Source organism: Acinetobacter sp. 766875 (assembly GCF_000582055.1).
Taxonomy (GTDB): Bacteria; Pseudomonadota; Gammaproteobacteria; order Pseudomonadales; family Moraxellaceae; genus Acinetobacter; species Acinetobacter nosocomialis.
Map to the genome: position 1 here is coordinate 1 of NZ_JEXX01000017.1, position 12982 is coordinate 12982.

The following is a 12982-nucleotide window of genomic DNA, read 5'->3' on the forward strand; positions in this document are numbered from 1 at the left end:
TAAAAATGAGTTAACAATAAAAATTGTTATACTTATAAAAATAGAATATATATGATTTATAAATATTATATTTTATAAAATTAACAACAACAAACTGACAAAATATTAAATCTAACAAGCAATGATTGCTTAATAAATAAGCCATTATAACAAGTAAAATGGCTTATAAACAGTCTTAAAATAAATTTAGACCTATTATTAAAAGACAAACAAAGCTTTAAAAATAGTGATTTAAGAGGTTTTGTCTATTGATTTAAAACCTTAAAAATTTCTTCTAAAGTTATTCCAATCGCAAGCAATTCACTATCTTGATGAGCTAAGCCATCTATTTCAAATCCGATTGGCAGTTTTGATTTCGCGCCCTTTCCAATAGGTAAACTCAGGCCCGGTATTCCCATATTACTGCCGGGGTCTGTATTTCGCATGAGTGTCTGGAAAGTTTCAACTGAATAGACTTCTTCGTTTGCTAGTGGTGCAACAATCGGTGATGTCGGAAATAATAAAGCATGTAAATTATGCGCTTTAAATGTGTTTTGGTAGAGTTCAAGCAATTGTGGACGAGCTTCACTAATCGCTTTTTCATACAAAGGTAAAACAGGAACAAATTGACCAGTCTGATCTAAAGTTAACTCAGGAAGAATATTCAGTTTAAAAATTGCCTGTACATCTGGGCTTGAGATCTGATCGACTACAGTCTCTATGGTCAAATTTACATGATGATCTTTCAAATATTGAATCAGGTCATACTTGCCTTCATAGATGGCCACAGGAAATGAAATAGCTTGATTGAGTTGTTCTAAATTTGGCATATCAACCGAAATAATTTCAACTCCTGCACTTTTTAAAAGCTCAAGCGCAATATGAGCCTGTTCATGAACGTCTTCATCTAAATGATTCCAAAAATATGAATTGATACCGAGTCGAATTTGTTGGGGCTGTAATGGTTCTTTTCTTGGCTCCTGAGTAATAAGCTCACCAACTAAGATAATGTCAGATACGGTATGTGCAATAGATCCAGCGGTATCTCGAGTATGTGAAATCGGGGTAATACCTTCTTGTGAATATCGTCCTACCGTAGGACGAAAGCCGACACAGCCATTTAAGGCACTTGGCAGACGAATAGAAGCGCCTGTGTCTGTACCCATAGCAATCGGAACCATGCCCGCCGCAACAGCCACCGCACTACCCGAAGAAGACCCACCAGCAATATGTGACGGGTTTACAGCATTTCGTGTACCCACAACGCCCTCTATATGCATGGCAGTATTATAACCGGTTACCCCAAAGGCTAATTCGTGCATATTGGCTTTACCAACAATGATTGCACCTTGATCAATAAGCTTTTGAATAACGGGCGCAGAAGTTTGAGGTCTAAATTGAGCTAAAGCTGGTGTACCTGCACTATTTGGAAAACCTGCAACATGAATATTATCTTTAACCGCAATTAAAATACCCATCAAAGCTGGACATGGTTTTCCACTCAGTAGGTATTCATCCCAATATTGAGCTTGCTGAATTGCTGAAGCTTTATCTGTGCTAATAAAAGCATTTAAGGATTGCTGTTTTTCAATCGTATCGAAGTAATGATGCACAAGCTCTTCACAAGATACTTTTCTTTCATGAATCAGTTTAGTAATGATATCTACTGAAGCGTTTGATAAACCCTGTGATTCGATCCAATTATTTTTTTCATTTGTATTTAACATAGTAACTTAGAATCCATTTAAGTTGTAATTTTAGGACCTTAGTATAAGTTGCTCATTCATTCGCATCCTCAAAATTGAGGATTGCTTAAACTTTAATGTCGAATGAGCAAGGCCATTTCAGTGCGATTATTGCAGCCGATTTTTCTCATAGAATTGTTCAGATGAGTCCTTAATGTAGTAAAGCTAATTTCCAGTAAATTTGCCACATCTTTATCACTTAAACCTTTAGATACCAAGCGAACCACTTCTTGCTCACGCGAAGTTAAACCGTATTGGGTTGATAAATCTGCTGGTAAAGCTTGGGTAAAATAAGGTTCAAGTAAGTTTAATATTCTTTTTTCACGTTCACTAAATATATCGGCGTCTTTCGCACGCCAAATACGTAAATCACCAATATCCATACCATTTCGGACAAAATAAATATTTATACCGTGATATAAACCATAGGCTCTCAAAAACTCATTGTAATATGGTGTTTTTTTAAGTTCAGCAAGAGGCATAACTTCATTTACAAATGTTGGTTTTTGACGTTTGCGAAGCTGTGACGTAATCGGATCATCAAATTGCCAAACACACTCATAGTCCTTCATGGCTTTTGGGTCGATTTTCCATATTACGCCTTCCCTCGATAAGTTTTTGGTTGAATCCCAAATATAAGATGCAGCGAAATCAGCCCGTAATAAAATGGCAATATCTGCAAGGATATTTTCACGTAAATTGTATTGCCCTTTCCCTGAGCCAAGTTTCCATAATATTTCAGAAAACAATGTAAACTCAGATGGACTGAAATCCTTTTCTAAAAGTGCGGTCATCGTTTACCTATATAACCAAATCCATCGAATTTTAAGAAGATCGGTTAAGTGCTTCCTTTGAGCTTAATAACAAGCTTATCCTTTTATTAACTTCTTAAAAGGAATATTTTTCCAGCGAAGTAAACAATTAGCTATGTGATAAAAGCAATATATACTTTTATCTAATACATATATATAAATACGAAATGAAAAAACCCGCTTCAAAAAGAAACGGGTCATAAAAACAATAAACTTTCAGCGCAGTATTTGATACTGATAATACAAATTAAAATATGTATTTACAATATATTTTAAGAAAATAAATGTTGGGATAGGATGTTAGCCAACCACGTATTAAATGCTTGCTTTGATAAGAAAGATGGAGCTTGGAATAGATCGATATCAAAATTTAAATCATGATGACCAACAACTTTATATCGACCACCACCTAAAATAATGATGTTTGTATGAGGATATCTCAATGTTGTTAATGCATGGCCTAAGAATTTAGCTTGCTTTTCTTTATCGTGCTGATACGTCTTAAACTCATGTGAATTTACAAAGAGATCATATTCTCGATCTATTGTTGCCTTAATTTGCGTAAGTTCCACTTCGATCTCCTTATTATGGGAAATCTTTTTATAACACATAAAAACTCACTATTAGAGAGCTCTTAAGTTAAAAATTGATATCGATGTTATCGAAAACAGATGATGCAAAATCAACTATATCTTTCCCGATTTCTACAATTAAATCTTTAACTTCAACTAGATCAGGATTCACAGAATTAAGCACCGAGTTTTCTTGCTTTGGCTCATCTTGGACATCTAACTGCTCAACGTTATTAATTGGGTGTATTTGATTTTGCATAAGGTTAGTTATTCTTCAAAAGTCTGAAATTCCGGAGGAGCAAATAATGCCGTTTTATCCTTTGTACAAATTCTTTCAATTCTCAAGCCAAAATCTGTAGCCGCTTTTTGTTTTTCATCTTCTTTTGTATATAGAGGTGTCTCATAAGCCAAACCACTTACATGACCAAAAAAGTTATTGATATGGTAATTGATTATCATATTTTTCTTATCTTGGTCCAAAGGAATCATTAGCTTTTCAAGCAAATCAAGGGGCTTAATACCAGTCTGTCTTTCTAACATGATTTGATATGCTGCACTATTAAGCTTTTTACAAACTGTTGATTCTTTTTCTTCAGCATGCAATAGACTTCCAAGTGACATTAAAATTACTATAAGTATTAGTCTCACTCACCTATCTCCACATATATAAATCAGTAGCACAATAAAAACTAACGGGATTCTTCAACATTTTCAGCTAAACACGTAGCTAATATCGTTGCATAGTCATATGTCATCTGCGAAGTATATTCTGAAATAACCAGATCCTTAGCTTTGTAATCATTATTTCTATAAATTTCTTCAACTATTTCCTTAAAATCTTTAGTTTGGGTTTTACCTGTATCAAGATCTGTATATAAAACTTCTAATCCTTTTACTCTATCTAAAGCAATTTCTTTAGTAACATTGTCAACTTTCCAAAATGCAGTCATTACATAAATTTGTGCTTTGCTCTCACAATATCCTGCATGCCCCAAAATAGGTAAAAGTATTAAAGAAAGAAGTATTTTATTCATGCGCTACGCTTTAATAAATTTAAAGCCCGCGAATGCGAGCTTTATCTACTTAGTGAATTACTATAACTTCGACCACTATAACGCAAAAATAGCATTTACCCTATACAGGGTCAAGTTCTAAAGTCCTAAACAATTCAATTATCTCAGACACCTAAGATTTTTTTAACAACAAGAGCATCATCCAAATATCCAACAATATAATGTGGTTGGAAATACTGTGTTTTTGCCCTTAAGTTCTGAATCTCTGGTTTAACATTATATGGAGGGTTCGTTAATAAATAAGCCGAAACAAAATCATCCGTGTCATAAAAATTAAACCAATCTCCTTTTAATGAAGAAGGCTTAGTACGATCTTTGAAATAATCATAAAATACAGGGATACCTAAAGGAGAGCCTAAAGTCACAAATCGAGAAATTTTATAAGAGGAATTTAAATGCTGTAGAGCATCTAGACAAACAGCACTACCAAGAGAATGCCCAACCAATACAATTTCCTTAGAAGGATCCTTTTTTATCTCAGTTAATAATTTTTCTCTCACTTGTGATCTATATTGTTCATTCTCAAGAAATAGATTTGCCTCTTTGGCAAATATCTTAAGCACCCACGTATGAAACTTTTGAAATCTACTCGTAATTTTGATTAATGCCTTCGCCCCCTTATCTATAAAAGAATATGGAGTTAAAGTACTTTTTAAATTAACAGGAATTGCTTCAATAGGTAATGTTCCCATCTCATCAGTACTATGTCCGTCCATCGAGTCAGCAATATTGATTAAAATATCCTGCTCGTCTAATGACAAATCATTAAAGTTTTTTTCAAAAGCATGAAATCCATTGGTCTGTAAATCAAACAAGACTTTATTAGAAGTCGGGGTATTTAAATAATCCTTCACCAGATCTCCATAGTAAATAAACTCAAATTCAGTTGTAGCTGGAACATTCGGTATATGTGCCTGAAATACCCCCTCTAAGAAGGCCTCTATCCATATCTTTTTCAAAGTTTCAGGATCCTTATCAGTCTGGTTGATCCCGTGTACCATTATTATTTTCATGACTTTATCCTTTTAATTATATTGAAATTTTATTATATTCCTTTAAATATTAAGTGCAAACATAAGCCAGTTCAAAGCATAATATTTATATAGAACACAGCTAAAATATTTTAAATGAAATCTCTAGAAGTCGTTGCTGCAGTCATCTGGCACCAGCATAAAATTTTATGTGCCCTTAAAGGTGAGCATAAGTATCCTTATTTATCGAATAAGTATGAATTCCCTGGCGGTAAAGTTGAAGCTGAAGAAACACTCGAGCAAGCGCTCATTCGAGAAATTAAAGAAGAGCTTAATCTTGATGTTGAAGTAACAGAATATCTATTAACTGTAGAGCATACTTACCCCAACTTTAATATCGAGTTGGCCACTTTTATGTGTGTGACTAAGACTATTGAAGAATTGGCTTTAAGTGAGCACCAGGATGTACAATGGTGCGCTATCGATGAATTAGAACAGCTCGACTGGGCTGCTGCTGATATCCCCATCGTGAAATATTTACTTGATAATAAGACTGCAGAATGTTGAAAGATTTTAAACTACTAAAACCAGGTACCATTTTAAATAATGCAGAATTATGCGAATACTTCCTGTGCTCACCTCAGGGCGAAATGCGTAGATCTCATAAGACAAATACACTTATCATTGTTTTAAACCATGTTGAATCTATTTATGAAGATCAATGGATTGGCGATAAGCTACATTACACTGGTATGGGCCAAGTAGGTGACCAAGAATTAAAAAGTCAGAATAGAACATTAGCTGAAAGTCATACTAATGGCGTGTCTGTTCATCTTTTTGAAGTTTTTATCGATAAAGAATATATCTATCAGGGTCCTGTAACTCTCGTAGCTGATCCGTACCAAAAGATTCAACCTGATGCTAATGATCAAGATCGTTTAGCATGGATATTCCCGGTTAAATTGTCTGATTCATATACGGCGATTAGTGTAGAGACCATAGAGCGCGCTAACCAGAAAAAGAAGCGTAAGTATAAGAAGAAATCGATTGAACAATTGATCGCTGATGCTCACGCTACAGCACAAACACAAGTTAGTTATCGTAATACCAAAACGAAATACTTTATTCGTTCTGTTGCAATTGCAGAGCTTGCTAAGCGTTTAGCAAATGGTGTTTGTCAGCTCTGTGAACAACCTGCCCCTTTTAAAGATCAACATGGTGAGCCTTACCTGGAAACTCACCATATTGAATGGTTAGCGCACGGCGGACCAGATACCGTCGAAAATACAGTAGCACTTTGCCCGAATTGCCATAAGAAAATGCATGTTGTGAATGCTGAGGCAGATCGGGAAAAGCTAAAGATAATAAATTCTCAGCTCAATACAACTTATTCATTTCAATAAAGAAAGTTTAAAATTTAATAAATTGGTATTTTTATGCGATTAAGAGAAACTATTTTAGCTTTGATGATACCCGCCATATTAGGGTATCTATTTATATCTGGCCGTTATTTCATTATAGGTAGTGTTGAACAGACAGGTTATGATTATATAAACCTGGGTTTTGACTTTCATGATTATGTATTTCAAGGTTTTTTAGCCAATTTTAGGGCTTCTTCTTTTTTGGCACTTATACTAGCACCACCATTAATTCTTATATTGAGACAATTTTTTTACTCAAAAGAGCTTTTTGATAAAATAAATATTATATTTTCATATCTTATAGTTTTATTTATCCATAAGTATATCAAAAGAAATAAAAACATTGATAAAAAGGAATTATTTAAAGAAGAAGAGAATAAATATTTTCAAAAAAAAGAAAAAGCTGAAAAGAACCCTCTCTCGAAAACACTATTAACTTCTTATTATTTATCTATTTTCTTATATCTTTTTCTTCTTGTTTCCTTGGTGAAAATTTTAGACTTTTATAAGCAAGGTAAAGAAAGTGCTCAAGCAAATATATTAGGTAGTATCACGTATATAAAGGATGATGAATCTCAACTTTTTAGAGTTATTTGTGGAAAAGAAGTTTGCATATATGCAAATAAGAACTTTGACTCTTTCAAGAAAATAAAAGAGGATAACTACTCAGATAAAGATCTACAGCAAATTAATAATTTAGAAAAAAATTCACCATTTTTCTTCTTTCTACTATCTGAAAAGCAACTTTCACCAATAGAGAAAGTTGTCTATGTACAGATTCATTCAAAAGAAATTAATTTACACTCTAAAAATCCATATTTCTTTAGAGCCTATACCCGAAAAGTACGGCCCTATCTTTCTAACTTAAAATTTGAAAAAAGATGTTATAAAGATATTGAAAATGATGAGATTAAAGGACTGAATCAAAAAGCATCTCAGAATAAAGAAAAACTACCCTATTTTGTGGCATTTAAAATTCCTGTTGAACAAAGTATTGATCATATTGATATATTTGATCCTAAGAAAAATATCCAACAGTACAACTTTTGCAAGCAACTTTATTGATTTATGAGAGGAAACTCTAATAATTCTGGGTACCTGTCTTATTTAAAAGCTCACCACTTGATGAGCTTTTCAAAATAAAATTTTTTATACTTCAAACAGGAATAAAAATTAATCTATACACTAGAGGTTTTCTGATCTAAAAATGAATATACCCTGCAAGATAAGAAAATAAAATACAAATAAGATAAATTGAATCGGAAAACTTCTTCTTTTTATCCCAAAAGTTTTTGGGGTAGGAAAATAGAAAAAGGTGCCAATCACAAAATGAATTGTACATAAAATGATTAATCCATATCCTAAATAGTGGAAATTCTGATAATCCATTGAGTATTGTTGTGAGAGTTTTTCAGCGAAGGTATGAATCTGTTTTGTCACTCAATTGATATGGTGTGCCCGGCGAGCATCGAACCAGCGACCCTAAATTTCGGAAATCTAACTGTTCACGTGTTTAATATTTATCACATACGTTAAGTCTGCAGAGTGGTAATGCATGAGTTCATCACAAAGATTCTTTGCAGGATTGTAACACCTACTCATTGAGTGGGCTTTTTATTACTAACCGTTTTGCCTGAGGTGGTCTTGGAACTCTTGGTCGTGTACTTTGTCATAATTAACTGGGTCGTAAACGTATCCAGTTAATATAAAACTTAAGCCTCAGCCCCTAAATACCAATTTTTCCAAGAACTGGTTCCTCTCGTTTCAAGTGGTATCGTTGGAATCAGTTTTTCTTTTAGCACTTCGGTTTGCTTAACAGCTTTGGCAAGTCTTGCTTTAACGGAATGAATACATTCACGGTCACCAAATTCGCAGCGGTCTAAAGTTGTACCGCCACAAGGCCCGTTGGCTAAACCTTTTGGACACGTTTCAGGACAAATATATAAGGTATCGCTTAGGCGACACTGACCACAGCTTTCACAGCCGACTAGGCTATGTTTACTCAAGACTTCTGTTTTGAGTAATGCTTTAGCGACCACAGAATTTTCCCAAAAAGACGCTTTAAAAATAAACCGCCCAACGCCTTTGGCAATTTTAGATCCGAACAGGGCCTCATGCATCACATGTAGTTGGCGATATTTAATGATTTGTTTAGATGTTGGCTGACGTGAAAAACGAGCAATTTCAGGGGTAAACTCTTTGCCTGTCTTGACTTGCCAAAGTGAACTCCAAAGCTCTTCTAAGGCCTTAAGGTTAAGATGTCTGTATTGCTCGATGTAACTTTCAAGCAGCATTTGCTCTTCTGGCTTATGACAAGCAGATAAATGAATACCCGCAAATCCTAAGTGTCCACATATTAAAATCTGTAAAGCGCAGCGCAAATAAACACGGTCTGTATGCCCTGCCTGTTTTTCGTCTGCCAAAACTTTTAGCATGTGTGGAGTGATTACAATACCCGCAACTTTATGCTTTACCATGAAGTTGGCACGGCCTAAAGTCAGTGGCATGACGCAAGCTAGTATTTGCTGCGAATAATCATGCTTGGTTAAAAATGATTTGGCTTGTTTTAAGGCTTCAATGTCATAGCCCAATTGGGTAATGATAAAGTCAGCACCTGCTTTAATCTTCTTATGCAGTTTTAAATACTGTGCATCACGCTCAGCTTCGACATATTTAAACGGATTAAAAGCAACCCCAATACGAAAACCACCATGTTGCTTAGCTGCCATTACGGCGTTTACCGACTCTAGGTAACGACTACGAGGCTGCCCATCTCGTCCATTATGATGTTCTTTGAGTTTGTCGCCTGTAAGCAATAACAAGTTTTGAATATTGGCAGACTTGGCTTGTTCTAAAAAGCGCTCAAAGTCTTGTATGTCTCTCGCTTTACCTGAAAAGTGTAAGACTTTCTCTATTGAGTCAGGGTAACTTTTGCTGGCTTCCAGCGGCGCGATATCATGATCTGAATGTACACGATCTGCCAATGTCATTGCAGCCGGATATCCTGCAAACTCATGTCTTACAGGATAAATTTCATGTAGTGAAGTGAGGTACTCCACCAACACAAAAAACTGGTTTTGCTGGAAGCAGGGAGAAACGTGTGACATAGGCAAAGCGCTTATCAAAACATGACATCAATCATAAGCGCGGCATTATAAATCAAAATTGCATCAAGATGCGCTAGTCAGAAAGCTCATTGTTTTGCTTGTCTTCACTCTCTTTATTTCTAGGTAATTCGAGTGAACGAGGAAATATAAAATCGAAAGAATCGAGTGCATAGCGGTAAAGCTGAGCTGGTCGTTTGCCTACAATTTTACTGTGGTTGGTTTCTTCAACTGCGCCTGCTTCTATCATACGGCGTCTAAACGCTTTTTTATCTAAGGATTGTCCAAGAATAATTTCATAAATGGTTTGTAGTTCGGTCAGTGTAAATAACTCGGGCATGAGACTAGCTGGCAAAGCTGTATAGCGAGTTTTACTGGTTAAACGCTCTAAAGCTAAGCTGAGCAATTCATTATGATCAAACGCCAATGCTAAATCTTGTGCTTTTGCTACAGGCACCCATTCACTGTATTCAGCCAAAGCTTGGTGTTGATAGGCATTAAAATCGATTAATGCAAAATACAAAATGGTTACTGCCCAGCCACGCGGGTCACGTTTGGCATTGCCCACAGAGGCAACTTGTTCCAAATAAGGTGAACTAATTCCTGTTTTTTCGACCAGCTTACGATATGCAGTAGCCATCAAATCTTGATCGTGCTTTAAATCGGCAAAACCACCCGGTAAGGCCCATTGGTCTTTAGCTGGAAAGTTGGGCCGCTTAATGAGTAATACCTGCAACTGACCATTAAATACCGAGAAAATAGCCATATCGACAGTGAGTAAAGGTGCGTCATAATCTCGGCGATCATAACTGGCAAGGAATTCTTGTTCAGTTTGAATAGTCACGTTCAGTCTCTCAATGAAAATGATGAGCCGATACTCATGCAACGGCTCATCTAAACTCAGTTATGCGATGGATAAACGCTCACGTATTTGATCCAAAGTACACTCATATTGAAGTTTACCATTTTCAAAGACTGTTTTTAGTGCTCCACCTTGTTCTTGTTCGGCTGTTTGCTCATCAAACAAAGTAAAGCCATTTTCACTTTCTTCGATGCGTAATAGACCTTTCGCAGATTTTTTAACGCCTGAGTCAGTAATCGGGTCTTTAAACAGTTCGCGGCCTACACCATTCACCTGTCCCCAAGTCGCTTTTACAGCAAACCCAAAGGTGTCACGAGTTAAGTAGTTATAGGTAAAGCTGCCTATACCAAATACTAAGTTGTTTGAAGCAAAACCTTTGGCTTCTAACCCTTCTAAAATGCGCTGCGCACGGTCTAGTGTAATCGAGTCACCATAAATTAAACCGACACGTTCATTAAGCACTTTATAGCCTTGGTCCGTGGTTGTACCACCAAACACTTCCCATAAACATTCAACTGCGCCTTTATATGCTGGGCTGCCGACTTCGGCGTCTGGGTCACCACAAATAATTTTAACTGGGTCACCAGAGTCTGGACGGAAAACCAATTTAGCCAAACCTAAAGCATTGGGTTGTCTTGCCAGAATTTCAGGTTTTAACGCTACTGTAAATTCTGTAATGACTCGCCAAAAGTCCCAAGTATCAGACACGATGCTGACAACACCAGACGGATAAAGCTCGCAAATTAAACGTTTAAATGTTTCTAGCTCACTGTCTTCTGTACCCATACACATCACACTGTGTTCGGTCGCTGGTACAGATACACCAATCACACCTGTGGCATTGTAATATTCTTCCGCGTAGTCAATTGAAGCAACCGAGTCTGTTCCAATAAAACTGGTTAAGTGGCCCACACCAGACTGAGCTGCATCATAAATTCCACTCATGCCACGGCTACTAAAATCGTGCCCTTGCACAGGTACAAAATCAAGCGGTGCGCCAGTTTTTACAGCATATTGAGTTAATAAACGTTTGTACTCATAAGCAATAGTGGCGGTTGTACAGCTTTTCCAAAGCTCAGCACTTAACACCGTTTCAATATAATTCGTTAACCAAAAGAAACGCGGGTCGGTATTAATAACGGTGAGCACGGGTACACGCATATTGACGCGGCTGCCTTCTGGCAAAGCTTTAATGCGTAATGGTAAATAGCCCAAGTCGTGTAATGCTTCAATGTGATCGACTGGTACAGCACCTTCACCTAGTGAAGTATCCATACGGCGTTTATAAGCAGCCACTACCTTGTCTTTAGGCTGTTTGAAAAAGCCTTCATTCCATGTATCGATTAAAAAGTGTTTGATAAAACCCTGAAGACCAAAGAACACAACTTTATCGCCAAAGTCAGGCAACATTTTAGCAAGTCGAGATGAACGCGGTGTAAAGTTTGCGTACACGTACTCTGTACCTGCTGGATACTGACGTCTGTGATCCGCTTTATAAAAATCGATAGCGTTTAATGGATTAAGTTTAATCGTCATCTTTGTTCTCTTTATTCTGCTGCAAAAGCAATTACTGAAATTTTGTCTGATGGTTGTTGTGGAAAGCTGTCCGAGGTAAATAGCTGGTCAAGCTGCCCATCAAAAACCTCTATTCCTTTACTAAAAATACCGTGGGTCACATATAGAACGACCTTAGTGCAATTGAGACGACGTAGTTCTTTGGCAATACCAATAAAGGTTGCACCGCCGTCACAAATATCATCGGTAATGACCGCTGTTAGGCCTGATAAATCAGTCGCATGTACATGCGTACCTAAAATTTTGCCAGTTACTGGGTCACGTTTTTTATCACACTGAACAATAGTGATTGGTAGTTTTCGCTCCAGATTAAAAGCGTCTGCAACCATTTGTGTGCGTGCTTTTGCGCCTTTGTCTGGGCAAATCAGTACTGTTTTTTCATCTTTTAACAGTGTGCTTAGCGCTTCACTCTTTGCGATGATGTCTACTGAACTGATGTTTACAACTTCACTAAAAGAAGTATTGGCAGCAAGTAATGCTGTCGTTACTTCACTATGGCAGTCCCAAACAGTGATCTTGCCTTGTTTGCCCGCCTTTTTGTCATCATTGATGTTGAGTAACTTGGTCATCACATCAAGCGAGAACGCTTGGCCTACTGCACAAATACGGTCCTGACGTGCATATGGAAAATACGGAACTTCTAGGTCAATGGTTAAACCCTGAGTCAGCAATATATTTTCAAGTAGTAAATAGTCCATCACATCGTGACTTGAGGCCATGTGTGCACGGACCAATACCTTGCCAGATAGTGAACCTAAGGTTGTCTCATCAATTTGAACATGACGCTCGCCACCAGAAAACTGCGTGAATTTCACTGGAATCTCATTTCTTGCCGCATCTAAAAGCTGGATAGCCATATCATCCTCTT

At 36.6% G+C, this 12982-nt stretch carries 14 protein-coding genes; 3 read left to right on the plus strand and 11 right to left on the minus strand.

Annotation, left to right across the window (positions count from 1 at the left end; genetic code table 11):
- Nucleotides 1-245: 245 nt before the first annotated feature.
- The 7 genes from iaaH to J576_RS13650 all read right to left on the minus strand — a co-directional run bounded on the left by iaaH (nt 246) and on the right by J576_RS13650 (nt 5194).
- Entirely contained in the window at nt 246-1706 is a 1461-nt protein-coding gene (gene iaaH / locus J576_RS13620) for an indoleacetamide hydrolase (protein ID WP_002052385.1), read from the minus strand.
- Nucleotides 1707-1798: 92 nt separating this feature from the next.
- The gene (locus J576_RS13625; RefSeq protein WP_002052359.1) at nt 1799-2518 is read right to left on the minus strand and encodes a response regulator transcription factor; all 720 of its coding nucleotides are present in this window, start codon (nt 2516-2518) and stop codon (nt 1799-1801) included.
- Between the two features lie 290 nt (nt 2519-2808).
- Complete coding sequence (locus tag J576_RS13630) at nt 2809-3108, minus strand: hypothetical protein (protein ID WP_002052381.1); 300 nt, start codon at nt 3106-3108, stop codon at nt 2809-2811.
- Between the two features lie 67 nt (nt 3109-3175).
- Nucleotides 3176-3367: a hypothetical protein gene (locus tag J576_RS13635; protein ID WP_002052373.1), complete on the minus strand. Its 192-nt coding sequence runs from the start codon at nt 3365-3367 to the stop codon at nt 3176-3178.
- 8 nt (nt 3368-3375) lie between these two features.
- A complete protein-coding gene (locus J576_RS13640) occupies nt 3376-3729 on the minus strand; it encodes a hypothetical protein (RefSeq protein ID WP_025467953.1) in 354 nt (117 codons plus the stop codon).
- A gap of 68 nt (nt 3730-3797) precedes the next feature.
- Nucleotides 3798-4142: a hypothetical protein gene (locus tag J576_RS13645; RefSeq protein ID WP_002052380.1), complete on the minus strand. Its 345-nt coding sequence runs from the start codon at nt 4140-4142 to the stop codon at nt 3798-3800.
- A 143-nt stretch (nt 4143-4285) separates the two neighbouring features.
- A complete protein-coding gene (locus J576_RS13650) occupies nt 4286-5194 on the minus strand; it encodes a lipase family alpha/beta hydrolase (protein WP_002052357.1) in 909 nt (302 codons plus the stop codon).
- A gap of 114 nt (nt 5195-5308) precedes the next feature.
- On the opposite strand from J576_RS13650, the gene J576_RS13655 reads away from it, so the two are divergent.
- From J576_RS13655 to J576_RS13665, 3 genes are read left to right on the plus strand one after another with little or no spacing between them, the layout of a single operon-like run.
- On the plus strand, nt 5309-5719 hold the full coding sequence (locus tag J576_RS13655) for a (deoxy)nucleoside triphosphate pyrophosphohydrolase (RefSeq protein ID WP_002052375.1): 411 nt from the start codon (nt 5309-5311) through the stop codon (nt 5717-5719).
- Nucleotides 5713-6555 (plus strand): HNH endonuclease, encoded by an 843-nt coding sequence (locus J576_RS13660; RefSeq protein ID WP_002052362.1) that lies wholly within the window; start codon nt 5713-5715, stop codon nt 6553-6555. Before J576_RS13655 ends, J576_RS13660 begins: the two co-directional genes overlap by 7 nt.
- A 33-nt stretch (nt 6556-6588) precedes the next feature.
- Nucleotides 6589-7638, plus strand: a complete 1050-nt coding sequence (locus J576_RS13665; RefSeq protein WP_033855633.1) for a hypothetical protein — start codon at nt 6589-6591, stop codon at nt 7636-7638.
- 647 nt (nt 7639-8285) lie between these two features.
- On the opposite strand, the gene J576_RS13670 is transcribed toward J576_RS13665, so the two are convergent.
- From J576_RS13670 to J576_RS13685, 4 genes are all read right to left on the minus strand, one after another.
- Entirely contained in the window at nt 8286-9680 is a 1395-nt protein-coding gene (locus J576_RS13670) for a methylenetetrahydrofolate reductase C-terminal domain-containing protein (RefSeq protein ID WP_025467689.1), read from the minus strand.
- A 73-nt stretch (nt 9681-9753) separates the two neighbouring features.
- On the minus strand, nt 9754-10521 hold the full coding sequence (gene ntrR, locus J576_RS13675) for an ADPR responsive transcriptional repressor NtrR (RefSeq protein ID WP_000155300.1): 768 nt from the start codon (nt 10519-10521) through the stop codon (nt 9754-9756).
- Nucleotides 10522-10581: 60 nt separating this feature from the next.
- Nucleotides 10582-12075 carry a nicotinate phosphoribosyltransferase gene (locus J576_RS13680; protein ID WP_002048639.1) on the minus strand — a complete coding sequence of 498 codons (1494 nt, stop codon included), beginning with the start codon at nt 12073-12075 and terminating at the stop codon, nt 10582-10584.
- An 11-nt stretch (nt 12076-12086) separates the two neighbouring features.
- Nucleotides 12087-12971: a phosphoribosyltransferase family protein gene (locus J576_RS13685; protein WP_002048629.1), complete on the minus strand. Its 885-nt coding sequence runs from the start codon at nt 12969-12971 to the stop codon at nt 12087-12089.
- Nucleotides 12972-12982: the final 11 nt, after the last annotated feature.

Bases quoted from the DNA above. Each gene is read 5' to 3' on its own strand.
- J576_RS13680 (WP_002048639.1), bottom strand. From the start codon at position 12,075: ATGACGATTAAACTTAATCCATTAAACGCTATCGATTTTTATAAAGCG.
- J576_RS13685 (WP_002048629.1), bottom strand. From the start codon at position 12,971: ATGGCTATCCAGCTTTTAGATGCGGCAAGAAATGAGATTCCAGTGAAA.
- J576_RS13665 (WP_033855633.1), top strand. From the start codon at position 6,589: ATGCGATTAAGAGAAACTATTTTAGCTTTGATGATACCCGCCATATTA.
- J576_RS13670 (WP_025467689.1), bottom strand. From the start codon at position 9,680: ATGTCACACGTTTCTCCCTGCTTCCAGCAAAACCAGTTTTTTGTGTTG.
- J576_RS13645 (WP_002052380.1), bottom strand. From the start codon at position 4,142: ATGAATAAAATACTTCTTTCTTTAATACTTTTACCTATTTTGGGGCAT.
- J576_RS13655 (WP_002052375.1), top strand. From the start codon at position 5,309: ATGAAATCTCTAGAAGTCGTTGCTGCAGTCATCTGGCACCAGCATAAA.
- J576_RS13650 (WP_002052357.1), bottom strand. From the start codon at position 5,194: ATGAAAATAATAATGGTACACGGGATCAACCAGACTGATAAGGATCCT.
- J576_RS13635 (WP_002052373.1), bottom strand. From the start codon at position 3,367: ATGCAAAATCAAATACACCCAATTAATAACGTTGAGCAGTTAGATGTC.
- iaaH (WP_002052385.1), bottom strand. From the start codon at position 1,706: ATGTTAAATACAAATGAAAAAAATAATTGGATCGAATCACAGGGTTTA.
- J576_RS13625 (WP_002052359.1), bottom strand. From the start codon at position 2,518: ATGACCGCACTTTTAGAAAAGGATTTCAGTCCATCTGAGTTTACATTG.
- J576_RS13640 (WP_025467953.1), bottom strand. From the start codon at position 3,729: ATGTCACTTGGAAGTCTATTGCATGCTGAAGAAAAAGAATCAACAGTT.
- J576_RS13660 (WP_002052362.1), top strand. From the start codon at position 5,713: ATGTTGAAAGATTTTAAACTACTAAAACCAGGTACCATTTTAAATAAT.